The organism is Pantoea sp. YU22 (assembly GCF_003970755.1).
Classification (GTDB): Bacteria; Pseudomonadota; Gammaproteobacteria; order Enterobacterales; family Enterobacteriaceae; genus Pantoea; species Pantoea piersonii.
In genome coordinates this window covers 361619-381446 of the sequence record NZ_RYDU01000002.1, presented here as the reverse complement: position 1 = coordinate 381446, position 19828 = coordinate 361619, and the positions used below count along the sequence as shown (strand labels likewise).

18 protein-coding genes are annotated in these 19828 nt (G+C 59.3%); 10 read left to right on the top strand and 8 right to left on the bottom strand.

The window, feature by feature from the left end; translation table 11 throughout:
• The first annotated feature begins 39 nt into the window (after positions 1-39).
• On the top strand, positions 40-1158 hold the full coding sequence (locus EKL29_RS06240) for an ROK family transcriptional regulator (protein WP_120455261.1): 1119 nt from the start codon (positions 40-42) through the stop codon (positions 1156-1158).
• Positions 1159-1214: 56 nt separating this feature from the next.
• On the opposite strand, the gene EKL29_RS06235 is transcribed toward EKL29_RS06240, so the two are convergent.
• Together EKL29_RS06235 and EKL29_RS06230 are read right to left on the bottom strand one after the other, a co-directional pair.
• The gene (locus EKL29_RS06235; RefSeq protein WP_126689134.1) at positions 1215-2306 is read right to left on the bottom strand and encodes an ABC transporter ATP-binding protein; all 1092 of its coding nucleotides are present in this window, start codon (positions 2304-2306) and stop codon (positions 1215-1217) included.
• Between the two features lie 12 nt (positions 2307-2318).
• A complete protein-coding gene (locus EKL29_RS06230) occupies positions 2319-2918 on the bottom strand; it encodes a GNAT family N-acetyltransferase (protein WP_120455265.1) in 600 nt (199 codons plus the stop codon).
• 552 nt (positions 2919-3470) lie between these two features.
• Between EKL29_RS06230 and EKL29_RS06225 the strand changes: the two genes are divergently transcribed.
• The 4 genes from EKL29_RS06225 to EKL29_RS06210 all read left to right on the top strand — a co-directional run bounded on the left by EKL29_RS06225 (position 3471) and on the right by EKL29_RS06210 (position 7979).
• Complete coding sequence (locus EKL29_RS06225) at positions 3471-4802, top strand: ABC transporter substrate-binding protein (RefSeq protein WP_126689133.1); 1332 nt, start codon at positions 3471-3473, stop codon at positions 4800-4802.
• 57 nt (positions 4803-4859) lie between these two features.
• The gene (locus EKL29_RS06220) at positions 4860-5732 is read left to right on the top strand and encodes a carbohydrate ABC transporter permease (protein WP_120455270.1); all 873 of its coding nucleotides are present in this window, start codon (positions 4860-4862) and stop codon (positions 5730-5732) included.
• Positions 5732-6547 carry a carbohydrate ABC transporter permease gene (locus EKL29_RS06215; protein ID WP_120455272.1) on the top strand — a complete coding sequence of 272 codons (816 nt, stop codon included), beginning with the start codon at positions 5732-5734 and terminating at the stop codon, positions 6545-6547. The genes EKL29_RS06220 and EKL29_RS06215 overlap by 1 nt, the downstream gene beginning before the upstream one ends.
• Before the next feature lie 103 nt (positions 6548-6650).
• On the top strand, positions 6651-7979 hold the full coding sequence (locus tag EKL29_RS06210) for a glycoside hydrolase family 28 protein (RefSeq protein WP_120455274.1): 1329 nt from the start codon (positions 6651-6653) through the stop codon (positions 7977-7979).
• On the opposite strand, the gene EKL29_RS06205 is transcribed toward EKL29_RS06210, so the two are convergent.
• Positions 7976-9052 (bottom strand): tartrate dehydrogenase, encoded by a 1077-nt coding sequence (locus EKL29_RS06205; RefSeq protein ID WP_126689132.1) that lies wholly within the window; start codon positions 9050-9052, stop codon positions 7976-7978. The genes EKL29_RS06210 and EKL29_RS06205 overlap by 4 nt on opposite strands.
• A gap of 86 nt (positions 9053-9138) precedes the next feature.
• On the opposite strand from EKL29_RS06205, the gene EKL29_RS06200 reads away from it, so the two are divergent.
• Positions 9139-10056: a LysR family transcriptional regulator gene (locus EKL29_RS06200; protein WP_126689131.1), complete on the top strand. Its 918-nt coding sequence runs from the start codon at positions 9139-9141 to the stop codon at positions 10054-10056.
• A 126-nt stretch (positions 10057-10182) separates the two neighbouring features.
• Positions 10183-11268, top strand: coding sequence for a YncE family protein (locus EKL29_RS06195; RefSeq protein WP_126689130.1), 1086 nt, complete (start codon positions 10183-10185; stop codon positions 11266-11268).
• A gap of 184 nt (positions 11269-11452) precedes the next feature.
• Here EKL29_RS06195 and EKL29_RS06190 read toward each other — a convergent pair whose 3' ends face one another.
• The 3 genes from EKL29_RS06190 to EKL29_RS06180 form a co-directional block, all read right to left on the bottom strand.
• Entirely contained in the window at positions 11453-11746 is a 294-nt protein-coding gene (locus EKL29_RS06190) for a DUF1330 domain-containing protein (RefSeq protein ID WP_120455282.1), read from the bottom strand.
• A gap of 11 nt (positions 11747-11757) precedes the next feature.
• Positions 11758-12624: a glutathione-dependent disulfide-bond oxidoreductase gene (yghU, locus tag EKL29_RS06185; RefSeq protein ID WP_120455284.1), complete on the bottom strand. Its 867-nt coding sequence runs from the start codon at positions 12622-12624 to the stop codon at positions 11758-11760.
• Between the two features lie 89 nt (positions 12625-12713).
• Positions 12714-13733, bottom strand: coding sequence for a LacI family DNA-binding transcriptional regulator (locus EKL29_RS06180; RefSeq protein WP_126689129.1), 1020 nt, complete (start codon positions 13731-13733; stop codon positions 12714-12716).
• Between the two features lie 98 nt (positions 13734-13831).
• On the opposite strand from EKL29_RS06180, the gene EKL29_RS06175 reads away from it, so the two are divergent.
• Positions 13832-14845 (top strand): Gfo/Idh/MocA family oxidoreductase, encoded by a 1014-nt coding sequence (locus EKL29_RS06175; protein ID WP_126689128.1) that lies wholly within the window; start codon positions 13832-13834, stop codon positions 14843-14845.
• A gap of 5 nt (positions 14846-14850) precedes the next feature.
• Here EKL29_RS06175 and EKL29_RS06170 read toward each other — a convergent pair whose 3' ends face one another.
• Both EKL29_RS06170 and EKL29_RS06165 read right to left on the bottom strand, forming a co-directional pair.
• On the bottom strand, positions 14851-15735 hold the full coding sequence (locus tag EKL29_RS06170; RefSeq protein ID WP_120455289.1) for a sugar phosphate isomerase/epimerase family protein: 885 nt from the start codon (positions 15733-15735) through the stop codon (positions 14851-14853).
• 21 nt (positions 15736-15756) lie between these two features.
• Positions 15757-16788, bottom strand: a complete 1032-nt coding sequence (locus EKL29_RS06165; protein WP_126689127.1) for a Gfo/Idh/MocA family protein — start codon at positions 16786-16788, stop codon at positions 15757-15759.
• A gap of 574 nt (positions 16789-17362) precedes the next feature.
• Between EKL29_RS06165 and EKL29_RS06160 the strand changes: the two genes are divergently transcribed.
• Together EKL29_RS06160 and EKL29_RS06155 are read left to right on the top strand one after the other, a co-directional pair.
• On the top strand, positions 17363-18286 hold the full coding sequence (locus EKL29_RS06160) for a TIM barrel protein (protein ID WP_120455292.1): 924 nt from the start codon (positions 17363-17365) through the stop codon (positions 18284-18286).
• Positions 18287-18296: 10 nt separating this feature from the next.
• Positions 18297-19466, top strand: a complete 1170-nt coding sequence (locus EKL29_RS06155) for a Gfo/Idh/MocA family protein (RefSeq protein WP_126689126.1) — start codon at positions 18297-18299, stop codon at positions 19464-19466.
• Positions 19467-19828 lie beyond the last annotated feature (362 nt).

Here is a 19828-nt window from a genome sequence, read left to right as displayed (position 1 = left end):
GCCTGCTGGTTAACGACAGGGATATAACCCGAGGAATTTATGACCGCTCCCAACGTGACCGCGCGCATTCTGCGGTTGATTGTTGAAAACGCGCCGATTAGCCAGTCCGATCTTAAAGTCCGCAGCGGCCTGAGCATGTCGACGGTCTCGCAGGCGACCAATCGCCTGCTGGCACAAGAGATTGTGCAGGAGCTGGGGCTGCGTCGCGTGTCGATGGGACGGCCCAAAACGCTGCTGGGGCTCAACCCCGATCGCGCCAGCGTAATCGGCATCCAGCTCAACGCTGAACGTAACCTCATCGTGATGACCGATCTCAGCGGTAATTTGCTGGGCGAACAGCAGATGCCTTCTGGTCCCCTGACGCCGCGCCAGCTCGGCGATGCGCTGGCAAAATTCCTGCGCGGCGTTGAAGAGAAGCGGGTCGGCGCCATCGGTCTGGCGTTATCGGGGCTGGTAGACGCTGAAAACGGCTACTGCATCCGCTCGAAAGTACTCGACTGGGAGAACGTGCCGGTCGCGCGTCAGCTGGAGGAACGCTTCTCGCTGCCGGTCTTTATTGAGAATGATGCCAACGCGATGGCGATGGCGGCGCTGGTATTTGGCCAGCTCGGCACGGCTCAGTCGGCGGTTATCGCCACCTACGGCAAGGGCATTGGTGCCGGGATCATCCTCAATCGCCAGCTCTACCGGGGGCGCCACGGCAAAGCGGGCGAGATTGGTAACGGGCTGGTCGGCGACGGCTCGCTGCGGTTGCTGGAGGACGTGGCCTCCTCCCGCGCTATTTTGCAGCGGGTGGCGGAGCACGAGCCAACTGCGCTAACCACACTGCAGTCGCTGGATCAGCGTCCGACGCCAGAGGTGCTGGCAGCGCTGGAAGAGGCGGGGCGTGAGCTGGGGATCTCGCTGGCAAATCTGTCGGTGGCCTACGATCCCGATGTGGTGTATCTGGCGATGGAGCCGCATATGGCGTCGCGCATTCTCCTCGATCACATCACCCAGAGCTTCCAGGCTTACCGGCTGAAGCTGACGCCGCATATGACGCCATTGCAGTTCCTGACCGAGTCAAACCGCATGTGGGCGCTGGGGGCGGCGGGCTTTGCCGTTAACCGCCTGCTTGACCTGCTGGCGGCGCAGGCCGATGAAGAGCCGGTAACCTGATACCGGCTGTCAAAGAAAACGGGCGCCGCAGCGCCCGAAAATCCTGTTCGCTTCTCTTAACGTAGCCGTTCTCCGCGCTCGTCAAACAGCAGGCAATGAGCGGCGGAAATGCCCAGTTCTACCTGTGCGCCCAGCTCGCGCGCATGCGCTTCGCGCTCCTCAACCACCAGCATCTGTTCACGCCCAATGTCGAGATAGAGATAGTTGGTGTGGCCGAGCATTTCGCTAAACGACAGCTCACCCTGAAAGCGCAACGCCTCTGGCGTCTGCATCACCGGCTGAAAATGCTCCGGCCGAATGCCCAGCGTTACCGCTTGCCCCTCGCGGCAGGGCGCAGCAACGCGCAGCACCAGGCTGTTAATCTTCAGCTCCGGCACCCGCAGCTGCACTTCGCCTTTGCCAACCGCGCTGATTTCAGCGTGCAGGAAGTTCATCCTGGGCGAACCGATGAAGCCGGCGACGAAAAGGTTATCGGGATCGTGATAGAGCGTTAACGGCGCGCCAACCTGTTCAATGCGACCCTGACGCAGCACCACAATGCGGTCAGCCAGGGTCATCGCCTCCAGCTGATCGTGGGTGACATATATCATGGTGTTGCCTAGCGAGGCGTGCAGCCGGGCAATCTCAATCCGCATCTGCAACCGCAGCTCCGCATCGAGATTAGAGAGCGGCTCATCGAACAGGAAAATCCGCGGACGGCGAATGATCGCCCGACCAATCGCCACGCGCTGCCGCTGCCCGCCAGAGAGCGCGCGCGGCAGGCGGTCAAGGAGTTCGGTCAGGTGCAGACGCGCCGCCGTCCGCTCAATCGCCTCGGCAATCTCCGCCTTTGATTTTTTCATCACCTCAAGCGGATAGGCCAGATTTCCGCGCACCGTCATATTGGGGTAGAGCGCATAAGACTGAAAGACCATGGCGATGCCGCGTTCGGTGGCGGGCTGCTGCGTCATGTCCTGCTCCTCAATCAGCAGCTGCCCGCTGCTGATCTCCTCCAGCCCGGCGATCATGCGTAGCAGCGTTGATTTACCGCAGCCGGAAGGCCCGACAAATACGACAAACTCACCGCTGTTGATCGTCAGATCGATGCCATGAATGACACTGACGTGCTCGTAAGACTTCTTCACATTCTGCAAGCGCAGGCTGGTCATCGGCTACCTCACTCAGAGTATCTGGCCCATGTAAATGGCGTTGCTGCGCATGATCGGCGTGAATCCCATGCGCTGATAGAAAGCGCAGACCTGCTCGTTTTGCAGGCTCACGCCAAGGTGTACGCCGCTGACGCCTGCCGCCCGTAACGCTTCCAGTTCATGCTCAATCATTTTGCGTCCCCAGCCCCCTTTTTGCGCCGCTGGCAGCAGGTTAATGTGCAGATGCGCTGGCCACTGCGCCACCAGCGCGTCAGCTGCACTGTCGGGCTGACGGATAGCGTCGAGCACTTTATTATCGAGCGGCGCGCTGGCGGTACGCTGGCGATATTTCTCCTGCCATAACGGCCACCATTCCGCCTGCAGTTGCGCCTCAAAGGCACGCGTATCGGGCGCGGCTACCACATAACCCATTACCTCGCCGCCGATCTCCAGCACAAAGGCAAAATCAGGCGCGAAGCGCGCATAGGGCACGGCAAACCGCTGGCCGGGATAGTCCGGATCAGAGTAAAGCGCGCGGGCATCGCCTCCGGCATCGGCTGTCTCCAGGCAGATGCGGTAGAGCGCCGGATAGTCCGCCGGGGTGGCCGGACGAATGACACCTTGATTCGCCATAATGCATTCTCATAAGTGGGTGAGAGGGGCAGTCGATGAACCGGCCCGCAGATGAAAAGTTACGTTAGTGAAAGCGGACTTAGTTTTCAAGATAGAATAATTATCTTATCGCACTAACGCATCGGGTTCGGCAATCTTTACCGGTATCACCTTTCACAACTGTGATCGCCAACACGCACGACACGCGGCGTCTGAGGCTGGCTTTCAGAACTGGAAAAACGGAAAAATGTGAGCGTGATAGGATTTTCATATGTTTTATCATGGGGTTATTTTGCAATGGTGACGTTGATATTTTGTGCTGAGGAAAGACGTTCGGGTGGCGTTCCGCTGCGGTCAGGTCGCGGATAGCCAGCGCGGCATGCTGATTTTGCCGCCACAATGCTGTTTATTTGCGCGTGCTCACAGCGTTGCAATTTCACCGGCTGGCTGTTTGACTTTATTTTTCTATTAAAGTAAGTATGGATAAGCGTGTGATGTAAAAGGCTTCAGCCTGCGGGATGGCGGGCGGTGAGATGAAAGGATGCCGACCCTGGTCTGGAGAAGGTGAGCATAATGTCTGTTTCCTCAGTTCGTTCGTTCCGTATTCGCAATGTGGGTCGGCTATTGGCGGCGGGCTTGCTGGCGGGCAGCGTTGCGCACGTTGCGCAGGCCGCCGTCACCCTCAATGAGTGGGATATCTATAACTATCCGCAGCAGACAGCCGCCGTGGACGAGGGCATTAAAGCCTTTTCGCAGCAGAATCCAGGCATTGTGATTAACCGGTCGGTACACTCGTTTGAAGATACGCGTATTCCGCTCAAGCTGGCGCTCACCGCTGGCGACGGGCCGCAGATCGCCCAGGTGAATCAGGGCGGCGGCGATATGGGCTCCCTCGTGAAAGATAAACTGCTGGTGCCGCTGGATAGCTATGCCAGCGCCGACGGCTGGACCACACGCTTCCCCGACTCGATTCTTAAACGTAACCGCTGGTCAGACAGCGGCGAATTCGGCAGCGGCAAACTGTACGGCGTCGCCAGCCTCGGTGAAATGGTCGGGCTTTACTACAACAAAGCGCTGCTGGATAAAGCGGGCATTGCGGTTCCCAAAACCCTGGCTGAGCTGGAGAGCGCCATGGCGAAGCTGAAACAGCAGGGCACCGCGCCGATGATGCTCGGTCTGCTGGATGGCAACATGGGCCAACAGCTGCTCAGCACCCTGTGGCAGGCGCAAATAGAAAGCCACGATCGTAAGGCGCTGGACAATCTGATTTACGATGTCGGCGGCAGCTTTAAGGATGACAAGCTGGTGAAGGCCGCCACCATGATGAAGCGCTGGACAGACAACGGCTACTTTTTCCCGGGCTTCCAGGGGATCGGTCACGATGACGCCGCGACGCTGTTCCAGAACAATCAGGCGGCCTTCCTGGTGAGCGGCACCTGGTACCTCGGCCAGTTTAAAGACAATAAAGATATTCACTTTGCCGCCATGCCCGCCGGTGACGGCGTGAAGCAGCCGCTGATGGTGGGCGGTACCGATCTGGCCTTCTCACTCACCAGCACCGCGAAGGGTAAAGAGCAGCAGGATGCGGCGGCGAAATTCATTAACTATATGGTGTCGGATGAGATGGCTGACCGCTGGCTGAAGATCGGCTTCCTGCCTGCCAGCACCAACAAGACGGCCAAAATGCCGACGGACAATCCGCTGCTGGCGGAGGCGTATCAGGTGTGGCTGACGCTCAACGACTATGACGGCCTGGGCCACTACGTTGACTGGGCGACGCCGACCATGAATGCCGAGCTGAATCAGAACGTTCAGCTGCTGCTGGCCGGCCGGCAGACAGCCGACCAGATGATCGCTAATTTTGACGACAACTATCAGCGTTACCTGAAAACCCTGAAACATTAAGCCGGTGGCCCGGCCTATTGCCGGGCCTGAGTGTCGTTCTGAGCCACGAGTACGGTTATGTTGAATCTAAGCGGTTGGCGTAATTTTCTCTATGTTCTGCCTGCAGTGCTGGTCTACGCGGTATTTCTGCTCTTTCCATTGCTGGCCTCGCTGGGCATCAGCTTTACCGAGTGGGACGGCACCTCGCTGCCGCTGTTTAGCGGTGTCAGCAACTATCTGCGCATGTTCAGCGATCCGGTATTCTGGATTGCGCTGGGTAATAACGCCATCCTGATGCTGTTCTATACCCTGTTGCCCATTAGCGTGGGTCTGCTGCTGTGCAGCTTTTTGTATGACACGCGCAGTAACAGCGAACGAAGCGTGCTGCGTATTCTCTTCTTTCTGCCCTATATCATGCCGATGGCGGTGCTGGGGGTCGTATGGCGCTGGCTGTATAACCCGGCGTTTGGCCCGATCGATCAGGTACTGCGTGCTATCGGCTTGCCGCAGCTGGCGATGTCGTGGCTCGGTGACTTTACCTGGGCGCTGCCCGCCGTCGGCTTAGTCGCTACCTGGTACTTCTTCGGCTTCTGTCTGGTGCTGTTTATGGCGGGGTTGCAGCGGATGGATCCTTCTCTGCTGGAGGCGGCCGATCTGGATGGCTCCTCGCGTCGCCAGAAGTTTATGCGAATCACCCTGCCGGGCCTGCGGCCTGAGTTGCGGATCGCGCTGCTGTTGACGGTTATCGCCAGCCTGAAGGCGTTTGATCTGGTCTATGTGATGACCCAGGGCGGGCCGGGCACCTCGACCATGGTCACCAATATCTTCATGTATAAGCAGGGCTTTGACCTGCACTACTTTGGCTATGCTTCATCGGTAGCGGTGTTCAGCATGCTGATCGTGTTAGGGATTAACTACCTGATACACCTGGCTTTAAAGGAGCGTTACTGATGCGAAGTACGCTGGTGATTTCACGCGCGCTGATCTGGATTGTTGCGCTGATGACCATCCTGCCGTTTCTGATGGCGCTGATGACCTCCTTCAAAACCCAGATGGAGCTGTTTCAGGGCGTGTTCACGCTGCCCGCCTCGTTTAGCATCAGAAACTACGTTACCGCCTGGCAGCAGGGGCATTTTAACATCTACTTCCTTAACTCAGTGCTGGTGGTCATTCCTGTTGTGCTGTGCAGCGTGCTGCTTGGGATTCTGGCGGGGTTTGGCTTCGCCTGGCTGAAAATTCCCGGTAAAAAAGGGATTGCGGCGCTGCTGGCGCTCGGTATGGTGCTGCCGAGCGAGGCGTTTATCATTCCGCTCTATCATGAACTGCGCTGGATGGGGCTGACGAATACCTACCTGGCGCTGATCCTGCCGCAAATCGCTTTGTCGCTGCCGTTTACCACGCTGATGATCGCCAGCGCCTTTCAGCAGGTGCCGAAAGAGCTGATAGAAGCTGCGGTGATGGATGGCGCGTCGCGGGTCAAAATCCTGTGGGGTATTCTGGTACCGGCGATCTGGCCGACGTTGTCGACGCTTGGTCTATTACTCTTTATCTGGACCTGGAACGAATTCCTTATTCCCCTCATTCTGGTCAACAAAGATGAACTGCGCACTCTGCCGATTGGCATGATGTTCTTTCAGAACAAAAACACCATCGATATTCCGGTACTGATGGCGGGCGCGATGATTGTCATTATGCCGCTGATAGCGGTGTTCCTGATTTTCCAGCGGAAATTTATCAGTGGCGTGACCGAAGGCGCCGTGAAGTAATGCGAAAGATGTCATATGGCGCGGCGCAGTGGCGGCCAGACAAAGGTTTGCAACGCCAGAACGTGCTGCAATTCTTCCTCCTCACTGTTGCGGGAGCCGCATAATGCACCTTTCCCTTGCTGATTTTCATCCTGCCGCCGATGGCGAAACCCTGGATACGGCGGTGCTGCAATACGCCATGGATCAGATCGCTGCCGCGGGCGGAGGACGCCTGACGGTGCCTGCCGGGCGTTACCGCAGCGGCTGCCTGAACCTGCCTTCTGATTTTGAACTGCACCTTGAAGCGGGCGCAGTGCTGATCGCCAGTCAGCGGCTGGCCGATTACCAGCCGTTCCAGGCGCTGAGCAGCGCCGAGAAGTCGCACAATGTGCTGCTCTACGCCCTTGGCCAGCGCAATCTCACCATCAGCGGCACTGGCCGCATTGACGGCGACGGCGAAGCCTGGTTCGCCGCCGGGCGTGACGAGCAGGGCTACCGGCTGCCGCGCGCCGACAGGCCGCGCATCATTGTGTTTGAAGATTGCGAACAGGTGCGGCTAGAGGACGTTACCATTGTGCAGGCCCCGATGTGGACCGTGCATCTGGTGAGCTGCCGGCATGTGCATATCGACCATCTCACCATCGACAACGCCATGACTATGCCGAATACCGACGCGCTGGATATCGACAGCTGCGAGACGGTGTTTGTCAGCAACTGCTACCTCAGCGCTGCCGATGACGCAATCTGTATTAAAACCACCCACAAACCAGCGGCGCTGCGGCGTCCGGCACGGCAGATTATGATTACCAATTGCCAGCTGCGCAGTTACAGCTGCGCCTTTAAGATCGGCACCGAAACCTGGGATGATGTGGAAGATGTGACGGTCACCGGCTGCACCATATTTGACTCCAATCGCGCCGTAGGCATCCTGTCTCGCGACGGCGGCACCCTGCGGCGTCTGCTGTTCAGCCAGCTGACCTTTGTCTGCCATTATGCGCCGCCGTGCCACTGGGGAAAGGCCGACCCGCTGTTTATTTCAGTACGCAGCCGTCGCCCTGACATTATGCCTGGCAGGGTTGAGCAGGTGCAGTTCAGCAATATCGTCGGCGTGGCGGAAGGGGCGATCAACCTGCATGCGGCGCGGCCGGGCGATATCCGCGACGTGCTGATCGCCAGTGTGCAGCTGCGCCAGACGCTGAGCCATGATAGCGCGCAGGGACAGTATGATATTCGGCCGCCGTGCAACCCGGACGCGCCGACCGGCATGGGACTGGATAATGCGTATAAGCTCGACCCCAGAACCGGCGAAGCGTACGGCGTAGAGCGTTATCCTGACGGCCTGCCCGCGCTGTTCGCGCGCGGCGTTGAGAACCTGCGCTGGCATCACCTGGCGGTTGAGCGGCCTGAGCCGCTGCCGCCAGGCTGGCATGCAGAGCTGTTCGACGTGGATTAAGCGTTGAGCGCGGCGGCGATCGCGGCGCCAAGCGCTTCGGTGCCTGCGTCGCCGCCAAGATCGCGCGTCAGGCATTCGCCCTGCGCCAGCGTGCGTTCGATAGCGTCGAGCACCGCGTCGCCCGCCTCTTTATAACCCAGGTGTTCCAGCATCATCGCGCCGCACCAGATCTGGCCGATGGGATTCGCCACGCCTTTACCGGCGATATCGGGCGCGGAGCCGTGTACCGGTTCGAACAGGCTGGGGAAGATGCGGTCAGGGTTGATGTTAGCGGAGGGCGCAATGCCGATAGTGCCGGTACAGGCCGGGCCGAGATCGGAAAGGATATCGCCGAACAGGTTGCTGGCGACTACCACGTCGAACCAGTCAGGATGCAGCACGAAATTGGCGGTAAGAATATCGATATGATACTTATCGACTTTGACCTGCGGATAGTGCTCACCCATCGCCTCAACCCGCTTGTCCCAGTAAGGCATAGTGATGGCGATGCCGTTGGATTTCGTGGCGGAGGTCAGGTGCTTTTTCGGGCGGCTGTTTGCCAGCTCGTAGGCAAATTTCAGGATGCGATCGACGCCGGTGCGCGTCATCACGGTTTCCTGGATCACCACTTCACGCTCGGTGCCGGGGAACATCGTGCCGCCGACGCTGGAGTATTCGCCCTCGGTATTTTCACGCACCACATAAAAGTCGATATCGCCCGGTTTGCGGTTCGCCAGCGGTGCCTTAACGCCGGGCATCAGGCGCACCGGCCGCAGGTTAACGTACTGGTCAAACTCGCGGCGGAACTGCAGCAGCGATCCCCACAGCGAGACGTGATCCGGCACGATCTCAGGCCATCCCACCGCGCCGAAGTAGATCGCATCGAAGGTTTTCAGCTGCGCAAACCAGTCATCGGGCAGCATCTTGCCGTGCTGCTGCCAGTATTCGGCGCTGGCGAAATCGAACCACTCCCAGCGCAGCGCGATACCAAACTTCTCTGCCGCCGCATTCATCACACGGATGCCTTCCGGCATCACCTCTTTACCGATACCGTCGCCGGGGATCACGGCAATACGATGGATTTTTTCAGTCACAGGGCACCTCGCAGGGTTGATGTTCGAATTGTCTCCGCAGTATAACTTTGCATCACCGGGAAATAATTAGCCTGAAACGCAAGCCAATGTTGAATCAAAGTAAAGAATCCCGCACTTCGACCGACGATCTCGCCTTCTTTGTGCGTATCGCTACCCTTGGCAGCCTGACGGCGGCGGCGCGCGATCTCGGTTTATCGCTGGCGGCGGTCAGCAAGCGCCTCAGCCAGCTTGAGCGACGGCTCGGCGTGCAGCTGCTCAGGCGCACCACGCGGCGTCTGGAGCTGACGGCAGAAGGACGCCGCTATCTGGACGGCGCGCGTCCGCTGCTCGATCAGCTGGCGGCGCTGGAGGAGGCGGTGAGCGGCCAGACGCAGACGCTGCGCGGCACGCTGAATATCAACGCCTCGTTCGGCTTTGGCCGCCGCCACGTCGCCGCCTGCGTCTCGGCGTTCGCAGCTCTGCATCCTGACCTGTCGCTTTCGCTGCAGCTCAGCAGCCAGCCGCTCAATTTTCTCGACGCTAACGTGGATATCGATGTGCGCGTCGGCGAACCGCCCGATTCGCGGCTGGTGGCGCGTCGGCTGCGCACCAATCCGCGCATCCTTTGCTGCTCACCCGCTTACGCGGCCCGCTGCGGACTGCCCGCCGATATTCATGGACTGGCGCAGCACAACTGCATTCTGCTGCGCCAGCATGAAGGGGATTTTACCCTGTGGCGCTTTGTTAAGGGGGATGAGAGCGTCAGCCAGAAGGTTCGTGGCAGCCTGCTCACTAATGACGGCGAGGTGGCGATGCGCATGGCGCTGGACGGCCACGGCATCCTGCTGCGCTCGTGGTGGGATGCGCAGCACGCCATTGAACGGGGCGAGCTGCTGCACGTTCTGCCGGAATGGCAGGCGCCTGACGGTGATATTTTTGCGGTATGGCAGGCGCAGCGTCAGCTTCCGGCGCGTATTACCGCCTTTGTCGATTTTTTACAGGCGCGTTTACAGCAGGAGGCGTAACGCTGTCGCCGCGGCGGGTTAATATTTACACATTGAGTGTTAATGAGTATGATTCTCATTCTTTTTGAGCGCTAACCGCTGCGGATTAACCGGGCGGAGGCGACTCATTTGCTAAGGGAGTCATGCATGAAACCTCTGTTCAGTCCGCGCAACGCCGCGCTTGCTCTGGCGATTGCCGCCGCTTTCGGCCTGACAGCCTGTCAGGCCCCGGCGAAAAAAGTCGAAGCCCCAACCGTCGCCGCGCAGCCCGCCGCTTCTCAGATGAAACAGCGCGAACTCGCCTTCGGCCTCTATGAGATGGCTTACGCGCCGGGCGCCAAAGCGCTTTACGTCGCCAGCGCTGACGCCTTTAAGGATGTCAGCGGCGGCGTCATCTATCGCCTCGATCCCGCCACGCTGGAGACCACCGGCAAAGGCTATACCGATCTGAAAAACTTCGGTATGACCATGAATGATGACGGCAGCCTGCTCTACGTGACCAACACGCTGGATGGCGGCGTCTCGAAGATCGATCCGGTGAAGGGCAAGGTGCTGGCGCGCACGCTGTTCAGCGAGCGCAACGAGAAGGGATCCCCGTTCGGCGCGCGCGAGATCTTTCTGCATGACGGCCTGCTCTATATCGGTGGCGTGGGCGATCCCGGCGTGATCTGGGTGGTAGACGCGCAGACCATGAAGCTGAAAACCCGTATTAAAAACGCAGGCAAGTGGGTCACTGGCATTATCTATTCCCCGGTCACCGATCGTATTTACGCTGCGAACGGCGGCGGAGAGATCTTGGCGATCAACCCGCGCAGCCATAAGATCGAGAAGCGCCTGACCGCAGGCGACGGCAAAGAGTATCTGCTGCTGAATATGGCGGAAGATCCGGCGACGGGCCGTCTGTTTGTCACGGACAACTCCAAAGCGAAGACCACGCTGGTGTTCGATGAGCGTACGGGCAAGGTGATCAAACGTATCGACGGCGACGCGCTGGGGATTAAATTCAACGCGAAACGCAACGAGATCTATATCAGCCAGCGCGAATCGAAAAAGGTGCTGCAGCTTGACGCCACCACCTATGCGGTGAAAAACAGCTGGTCGTTCGAGGGACATCCCAACAGCCTGCTGGTCACGCCGGATGGTCAGACGCTCTATGTCACCGTCAAGCAGGGCTTTAATAAGGACCACAGCAGCAAAGGTCCGGACAGCGTGGCGCGTATTCAGCTGAACTAAAGCAAAGCGTCGTACGGAATAGCCATGGCGGGCGCAGCGGGTGCCCGAAAACAAAGCGTCCCACGCTATGGATAACGCGGGACGCGCTGACATCAAGGCTGACTTTGGCCGCTTTGCGACGGGATCATGCAACCCGCGTCGGCACGCTGTCAGCTTTTAAGGGGACGCCGTCAGGCGTCCCTTTTTACTTCTCGACGCCCTGCACCAGCACCACGCGATACTCCGCACCTTTCAGGCGGTGCGCTTTGGCTTCCTGGTATTCCGGGCTGTCATACCAGCCGTGTGCCGCTTCTACCGTCGGGAATTCTAGCACCACAACGCCGTCCGCTTTTGGCCCTTCCAGCGTCTCCAGCTCACCATAAAACGCCAGCGGCGTAACAGGGTGATCGCCGCGCGCTTTGCCCGCCTTTTCGCCGTAGATAGCGAACTCTTCAGGGTTGGTAATTTTGTCGCGAATAAAGATTACATATGCGCTCATTGTCGGCTCCTTTACGCCTGGCGTTTATCTTCGGTGTTGGTATCAAAATCGGATGCGTCGTGACGCTCGTGCAGCTGATCGGCCGGTTCGCCCATCACGCGGTTTACTTTGCGCCCGCGGATCACCGCTGGACGTTCCGCAATCTCCTGCGCCCAGCGCGCCACGTTTTTATAGGATTTCGCATCGAGGAACTCGGTCGCGCCATACTGGTTGTTCAGCACCAGCCCACCGAACCACGGCCAGGTCGCGATATCGGCAATGGTATAGGCGTCGCCGCCGAGGAAGCGGCTCTCCGCCAGACGGCGATCCAGCACGTCGAGCAGGCGCTTGGTCTCAAGCGTATAGCGGTTAATGGCGTATTCGATTTTCTCCGGCGCGTAGTGATAGAAGTGGCCGAAGCCGCCGCCGACGAAGGGCGCTGCGCCCTGTAGCCAGAAGAGCCAGTTCAGCGCTTCGGTACGGCCTGCCAGGTCTTCAGGCAGGAAATGGCCGAACTTATCCGCCAGGTAAAGCAGGATATTGCCGGACTCGAACACGCGCAGCGGCGGGTTCACCGAATGGTCGCTGAGCGCCGGAATTTTTGAGTTCGGGTTGATATCAACAAAGCCGCTACCGAACTGATCGCCTTCGCCGATGCGGATCAGCCAGGCGTCATACTCAGCTTCCCTGACGCCGACCGCCAGCAACTCTTCCAGCAGGATGGTTACTTTCTGGCCGTTCGGCGTGCCGAGCGAGTAGAGCTGCAGTGGATGTTTGCCGACCGGCAGCGCTTTTTCATGGGTCGCGCCTGCGATGGGACGGTTGGTTTTCGCGCCGTTGCCTTTGGCTTCCGGATCCCATTTCCAGACTGTTGCGGGCTGATAACTGTTTTCCGACATAGTGTGGGTTCGCCTTGTTGATGAGAGTTTGTCAGACGTCTCTGAGTGTAGCAGGGCGGATAATTGCGGTTTAACTCTGCTGGCGTTCGCTAATCGACGTTCTCCTGGGTATAGAGCATAAAGTCGACGCGGCCCTCCTCATAAGTAGAAAAATTTCCGCCTTTTTCCAGCTGCTGCAAAAGCAGGTTAAGCGCCAGTTGGGCGTGACGCTGGGTGTTCTGATCGAGCGTTAAGGTGAGGATGCGCTGCTGCAAAAGGCGGCGCGTCGTGGCGTAAAGTTCATGCGTAATGTAAACCACGTCGCGTTCGCGGCGGTGGCGCGCCAGCGCCTGCGAAATCTCGCTGTTGCCGAGACCGGTATTATAGATGCCGACAATCGCGGTCGACTCCACCAGCGCCTTCTCCAGCAGTTTGCTGATGCGCTCGCGCTCCTCCTGTCCGGCCAGCACTTCGCGCAGCGCCAGATGCGGGAAGCGCTGCTGTAAAACGTCGCGAAAGCCTTCAATACGCTGGCGATGCGCGCGATAGTCGACGCGGCCGCTGATCATCAGCACTTCGCCCGCCCGGGCCAGCATGCTGCCCATCATCAGCCCGGCGGTGCGTCCGGCTTTAAGCTGATTGATGCCTACATGCAGCAGCCGCTCGGCATCGGGCAGATCGGAAACCAGCGTAATCACCGGCACGTTGCGCGCTTTGCAGTCGCGTAGCGCCTGATAAATCGCAGGATGTTCATGAGCGAAGACCATCAGCCCATCCATCCTGCGGCTGCTGACGAGAATATGCGCCGCCAGCTTCTCCGGCGCGTTTTCGGCGATAAAGGTGCGCTGCAGGCGCAGGCGGCGATAGCCGAGCGCGTCGGCTAACTGCTGAAAATCCTGCGCCAGCTGCTGAAAGAAAAAGGAGTCGTTGCCGCTGAGGATCACTTCGATTTGCCACGGCTGGCGGTGCTCTTCCGGCAGGATGCGGTTAAGGCCCGCCGCGCGCGCTGCGTCCAGTACCTTTTTCGTCATCGCTGGCGACACGCCGCCGCGTTCGTTGAGCACCCTGTCCACGGTCGCCACGCCAACGCCTGCGGCGCGCGCCAGGTTGCTGAGCGTCATTCGCTTCATGCTGAGTGAATTCCATCAATTTCTGCGTTCAGCCAGCCTGACAGAACGGGCTATTTTGACAAGGCCAACCATCCTGAACTGTGAAGAGGAAACCGAAAATGTTGCCAGTAACTCAACGCGTTGCCCTGATTGGCAGCGGCTTTATCGGCCAGGTTCACGCTGCGAATCTGGCGGCGCACCCTGGCGCGCATCTGGCGCTGGTGTGTGACCTCGACGCGACGCGCGCCGACGCGCTGGCGCAGCGGTATGGCGCGCGTGCTGGCCGCGTCAGCGAGGCGCTTAGTCGCGACGATATCGACGCGGTGCTGATCGCCAGCTCGACGCCGACCCACGCCGACTTTCTGGCGCAGGCGGTGAATGCGGGCAAGGCGGTCTATTGCGAAAAGCCTATCGACCTGTCGCTGGCGAAGGCGCGCGCGGTAGTGGAAAGCATCACGCCGCTGAAGGTGCCAGTTACCGTCGGCTTCAATCGCCGTTTCGACCGCAGTCACCAGCAGCTTAAGCAGCAGATTCAGCAGGGCGCGATTGGCGTGCCGGAGCTGATCCAGATGGCGTGCCGCGCGTCTGAAATGCCGTCGCTAGAATACCTGCGCGCGTCGGGCGGTCAGATGCGCGACCAGGCGATACACTTTTTCGATCTGCTGCGTTTTCTCACCGGCGATGAGGTAGAGGCCATCGGCGCGCTGGGTGCGACGCTGGCGCAGCCTGTGCTGCGCGAACTGGGCGATGTCGATACCTCGGTGCTGATTATGCGGCTTGAACGCGGCGCGCTGGCGCAGCTCGACAACACGCGGCGCACCGCTTACGGCTATGACGAGCGCATCAGCGTGGTGGGATCGAAAGGGATGCTGGCGTCTGAGCCGCAGGCGACGCGCGGCGCGACGCTTTATCAGGCAAGCGGCATCACTCAGCCCGGCCTGTTCCCGGACTGGTTTAGCCGCGTGCGCGACACCTACTACGCCCAGCTGGATGCGTTTCTGCGCCATCTCGGTGGCGAAACAGTGGCGGATCTGCCTGGCCTGATGGATGGCCTTCAGGCGCAGGCGATTGCCGAAGCGGCCTGTGAATCGCTGGCCAGCGGGCGTTTCGTTCAGGTGGAGCGGCTGGTGTAAAGCGATTACCGGCTCAGCAGCTCGCGTTCGATCAGCTCACGCGTTTCTACCGCCTGCACCTTCATCTTCTCCGGGTAGCCGAACAGCGCGGAGGCGATAATGGATTCGCCGCCCACTTTATAGGTGCGGTTGGCGAAGTCCATCTCGCGCAGCGTCTGGAACAGGGTATCAAAGTCGACTTCGCCTTCGCCGACGCCGACGTGCTGGTGGATCGTGGCGTCCACGCCTGGCGGGTTAACGATATAGCGGCAGTGCTTGGTATGGTTCATGGTATCGGCGATCAGCACGTGAGAAAGATCGTCACCGGCATACTCCAGCATCGGCCTGACGTCGCCTTTACCGTTGTCGTAGAAAAAGGTGTGCGGCACGCTGTAGACATATTTCACGTTGTCGCTGCGGAACGATTTCACCATATCGGCGGTTTCGTTGCTGTTCTCGCAGAAATCCCACGGATGCGACTGGATTTCGACGCGAATATTCTCGCGTTCAAAAATCGGCAGCAGCTCTTCCATCGAGCGGTAGAACATCTCTTCGCAAATCTCCGGCTCGTTAGGGTTGCCGGACAGTTCGGTGTTGATCACCTGCACGCCCATTTCAACAGCGATTTCGATCATGCGCTTCCAGTTTTTCACCGCCGCCTGACGACGCAGCTCATCCGGGCCGGACCAGCGATAAACCACGATAAACGAGGAGATCTCTACCCCGGTGGCGTTTAGCGCGTTCTTATATTCGCGCATGATTTCGCGGCTGGCCTTCGGGTGCTTATAGAACGGGTTGATCTGCGGATGGGGCGATTGCTCGATATATTTATATCCCCACTCCGCCACCTGGTGCACCATGCGGGTGATGCCCATATCCCTGATTACATCCACATCAAAAGCGATTTTCATCTTAACTACTCCAGGCTTAAGTTAGCGTTCTTCGTTAAATACCACACCGATCTGCCGACGCGCCTCATCCATCGCGCGGAGCGTCAACAGCGACGTCGCCAGCGAGCGAACCGGCGAATCAGCGAGGCCCTGGCCGACGCACCAGGCGAAATGGTTGATTTCATGGCAGAGCTGCTGGTAGCGGTTAGCGGGTTCTTCCCAGTGCAGCGTGTGACGCCTGTCGCTGGAAACCAGACGGAAGTTGCCAGGCGCGTAGAACTGGCCGTCGAGGTAGAGCGTGGCGTCGCGTCCGGCGATCACCGCCGTGCCCGGCGTGTTGCTGAACAGCGTGGTGTGCAGCACTGACTGCATGCCCTGCGCCTGGGTAAAGATCATCGCGGTCTGGCCGTTGACGCCGCCCGGCGCGGGTTCGCCCTGCGCAATAATGCGCTCGGGCGCGCCGCCGACCAGAATGCTCAGGGCGACAAGATAGCTGCCGAGATCGAGCATTGGCCCGCCAGCGAGATCGGCGTTGAAAATACGATGATCCGGGGTAAAAAATTCGCCGTGGTCGGCGATCAGGCTGTGAACTTCGCCCAGCGCGCCATCCGCCAGCAGCTGACGGATAACGTCATATTTCGGCGCGAAGTCGCACCACATCGCCTCCATACAGAGCAGCTGCGCCCGCCGCGCCGCCTGCTGCAGCTCTTCGCCCTGACGCGCGTTGAGCGCCAGCGGTTTTTCAATCAGGACATGTTTTCCTGCCTGCAGCACGCGCAGGCCATCGGGAAAATGGTGGTTATGCGGCGTGGCGATATAGACCGCGTCGACATCATCGCGCGCCAGCAGCGCATCGATGCCGCCGCACGCATGAGGAATGGACCATTTATCGGCGAACGCCTGCGCTTTCTCACGGCTGCGTGATGAAACAGCAATCAGCTGCTGGCCGGTGTGGTGGCGCAGCGCGCTGGCAAAGTGATCGGCAATCCAGCCGGGGCCGACAATGCCCCAGCGCAGCGCAGGGATCTGTTGCGCATCGGGCAGTCGCGGAACAGGTAAGGTAGAGGGAAACATAATATCTCCAGATTTATTCGCATGTTAATGGAGCGCGGCGGCTAACCGCTTCGTCCGCCAGGCTTTCACTATAGAAAGCCTGCTGCTGCCCTCTCTAACCCTTTGCTGATGGAATCCCATCAACCCTTCTGCTGGCAGAACGGGGAAATTTTTAACAAATGTATTTTCCAAATGAAACACGTTTAGAAATAAATATTTCATTATGCGAAGAGGATCAAATTTATAAGCGCTTTTTTATTAAAGAAGAGGCAGCGGCCGCCGCGTAGAGAGGAGAGCAACAGCGAAATTTCAGCGTCAGCCGGGCGGGGGAGATCGCTGTCACAAGGGATACCAGCGATGAAAATTGTCATGCGCGCAAGGGGCGCGACGCTGGGCCGGTCGTGCCGACAGCGGCCCGCATGTTGACGTCGGGAAAAGAGTTAAATCAGTTAGTTAATGATTTAAATGGAAAATTTCTGTCATAGTGATGTTAAAAATAACTATGACCGCTATCAAAGAATAAAATTTCCACAGTTGTTAGTTGCGGAAAAAATATTCGATACTCCTGGCAAAGCTACCAGCCCGGAGAGTGAGCATGACCATTCATATCGCCAATGCGCCCTGTAGCTGGGGCGTCGATAACCCTGATAATCCCTTTCTGCCGCCGTGGCAGACCGTACTACGTGAAGCAGCGCAGGCGGGCTACCGCAGCATTGAGCTGGGCCCCTGGCGCTATCTGCCCAGCGATCCTGAGCAACTCAGCCGCGCGTTGAACCAGCACGGCTTGTCGATCGTCGCCGCTACGCTGTTTGACGATCTGGTCAGCGAGGCGAATTTCCCCGCGATGGTCGACCTGACGCATAAGCTGTGTCGAACCCTGTCCCAGATCCCTACCGCAGAGAAGACCCACGGCGACAACGCGCCCGCGCCCTATCTGGTGATAATCGACTTCGGCAACCCTGAACGCGCCAGGCTGGCCGGGCAGTTTGAGCGCGCCCCGCGGCTCGGCGCGGCGGAGTGGCAGCGCCTGATGCGCCATATCAGGGAAATCAGCGAGATCGCCTGGCGCGACTACGGCGTGCGGCCGGTGATCCATCCGCACGCTGGCGGCTGCATTGAGTTCGCCGACGAGCTGGCGCAGCTGGAACAGGACATTCCGCACCAGGTCGCGGGGCTCTGCCTCGATACCGGCCACCTCTATTATGCGGGCATGGACCCCATCGCCGCGCTGCGGCGCTACTGGCATCGCATCGACTATCTCCATTTTAAAGACGTCAACCACGCGGTGTGGCGCGATGTGCTGGCGCGCGGTATCGATTTTTTCAGCGCCTGCGCCGAAGGAGTGATGTGTCCCATCGGGCAGGGCGCTATCGACTATCCGGCAGTGCGCGCTTTTCTGGCCGAGCAGGGCTATCAGGGCTGGATTACCCTGGAGCAGGAACGCGATCCACGCCAGTCCGACACCAGCCTGCGCGACGTCAGCGCCAGCCTGAGCTATCTCAAATCCGTGGGTTTTTAAGGAGCAGAGGATGATTAACGGTACAAAAGCAGTGGATCGCGCCCTGCGCTGGGGCATGGTTGGCGGCGGCGGCACCAGCCAGATTGGCTATATTCATCGCTCCGCAGCGCTGCGCGACGGCAACTTCAGGCTACTGGCGGGCGCGTTCGATATCGATGCCGAGCGGGGCCGCGCTTTCGGCACCTCGCTGGGCGTTGTGGCCGAACGCTGCTATCCCGACTATGAAACGCTGTTCGCCGCGGAAGCGGCGCGCGAGGATGGCATTGAAGCGGTCTCTGTCGCCACGCCCAATAACACCCACTTCGCCATCTGCCGCGCAGCGCTCAATGCCGGACTGCATGTCGTCTGCGAAAAGCCGCTCTGCTTTACCACGCAGGAGGCGGACGAGCTGGAGCGGCTATGCAAAGCGAAAAACAAGCTGATCGGCGTGACCTATGGCTATGCAGGGCACCAGCTGATCCAGCAGGCGCGGGAGATGATCGCGCAGGGAATGCTGGGAGAGATCCGCATCGTCAATATGCAGTTCGCCCACGGCTTTCATCATGAAGCCGTGGAGTTGCAAAATCCCAGCACGCGCTGGCGCGTCGATCCCCGATTTGTCGGGCCCAGCTATGTACTGGGCGATCTGGCGACCCATCCGCTGTTTCTCGCTGAAACCATGGCACCGCAGCTGAAAGTCAAACGGCTGCTCTGCTCGCGGCAGAGCTTTATCGCCTCGCGCGCGCCGCTGGAAGATAACGCCTTTGTAATGATGGAGTACGACAATGGCGCGGTCGGCACGCTCTGGGCGTCGGCAGTAAACTGCGGGTCGATGCATGGCCAGAAGATCCGTATTGTCGGCGCGAAGGCGAGTCTGGAGTGGTGGGACGAACAGCCTAATCAGCTGCGCTATGAAGTGCAGGGCGAACCGGTGCGTATTCTTGAGCGCGGCATGCCGTACCTGACGCCGCGCGCGCTGGAAGAGGACCGCATTGGCGGCGGCCATCCTGAAGGTCTTTTTGAGGCCTGGTCGAATCTCTATCGCCGTTTTGCCCAGGCATTCGCCGCCAGCGATCGCGGTGACGCCGCTTTTCTGCAAACCTTCTGGTATCCCGATGTTCATGCAGGTTTAGCGGGCGTGCGCTGGGTCGAGCAGTGCGTTAAATCAGCGGATGCGGGCGCGGTCTGGGTTGAGTGTTAGCGGCTCTCTGGCGCGCGCCGTTATGCTGACGCCCGATGCGGCGAGGATATTTCGATAACGGGTTCCGCACAAAAGCAAAAACCCAGCCATAAGGCTGGGTTCTTTAATTCGTGGTGCCCGAACCCGGACAAAAATGCCGGGAGCATTTTTGCTTTGTCGCGCCCGCGCGGCAAACCCGCAAGGGCGAGCCGCAGGGAGGCGGCGAGGAGATCGAACCTGTTCGATAACGGGTTCCGCACAAAAGCAAAAACCCAGCCATAAGGCTGGGTTCTTTAATTCGTGGTGCCCGAACCCGGACAAAAATGCCGGGAGCATTTTTGCTTTGTCGCGCCCGCGCGGCAAACCCGCAAGGGCGAGCCGCA

Bases quoted from the DNA above. Each gene is read 5' to 3' on its own strand.
- EKL29_RS06235 (WP_126689134.1), bottom strand. From the start codon at position 2,306: ATGACCAGCCTGCGCTTGCAGAATGTGAAGAAGTCTTACGAGCACGTC.
- EKL29_RS06170 (WP_120455289.1), bottom strand. From the start codon at position 15,735: ATGAAAATCGCTTTTGATGTGGATGTAATCAGGGATATGGGCATCACC.
- EKL29_RS06160 (WP_120455292.1), top strand. From the start codon at position 17,363: ATGACCATTCATATCGCCAATGCGCCCTGTAGCTGGGGCGTCGATAAC.
- EKL29_RS06165 (WP_126689127.1), bottom strand. From the start codon at position 16,788: ATGTTTCCCTCTACCTTACCTGTTCCGCGACTGCCCGATGCGCAACAG.
- EKL29_RS06230 (WP_120455265.1), bottom strand. From the start codon at position 2,918: ATGGCGAATCAAGGTGTCATTCGTCCGGCCACCCCGGCGGACTATCCG.
- EKL29_RS06220 (WP_120455270.1), top strand. From the start codon at position 4,860: ATGTTGAATCTAAGCGGTTGGCGTAATTTTCTCTATGTTCTGCCTGCA.
- EKL29_RS06175 (WP_126689128.1), top strand. From the start codon at position 13,832: ATGTTGCCAGTAACTCAACGCGTTGCCCTGATTGGCAGCGGCTTTATC.
- EKL29_RS06240 (WP_120455261.1), top strand. From the start codon at position 40: ATGACCGCTCCCAACGTGACCGCGCGCATTCTGCGGTTGATTGTTGAA.
- EKL29_RS06155 (WP_126689126.1), top strand. From the start codon at position 18,297: ATGATTAACGGTACAAAAGCAGTGGATCGCGCCCTGCGCTGGGGCATG.
- yghU (WP_120455284.1), bottom strand. From the start codon at position 12,624: ATGTCGGAAAACAGTTATCAGCCCGCAACAGTCTGGAAATGGGATCCG.
- EKL29_RS06225 (WP_126689133.1), top strand. From the start codon at position 3,471: ATGTCTGTTTCCTCAGTTCGTTCGTTCCGTATTCGCAATGTGGGTCGG.
- EKL29_RS06195 (WP_126689130.1), top strand. From the start codon at position 10,183: ATGAAACCTCTGTTCAGTCCGCGCAACGCCGCGCTTGCTCTGGCGATT.
- EKL29_RS06180 (WP_126689129.1), bottom strand. From the start codon at position 13,733: ATGAAGCGAATGACGCTCAGCAACCTGGCGCGCGCCGCAGGCGTTGGC.
- EKL29_RS06200 (WP_126689131.1), top strand. From the start codon at position 9,139: ATGTTGAATCAAAGTAAAGAATCCCGCACTTCGACCGACGATCTCGCC.
- EKL29_RS06190 (WP_120455282.1), bottom strand. From the start codon at position 11,746: ATGAGCGCATATGTAATCTTTATTCGCGACAAAATTACCAACCCTGAA.
- EKL29_RS06210 (WP_120455274.1), top strand. From the start codon at position 6,651: ATGCACCTTTCCCTTGCTGATTTTCATCCTGCCGCCGATGGCGAAACC.
- EKL29_RS06215 (WP_120455272.1), top strand. From the start codon at position 5,732: ATGCGAAGTACGCTGGTGATTTCACGCGCGCTGATCTGGATTGTTGCG.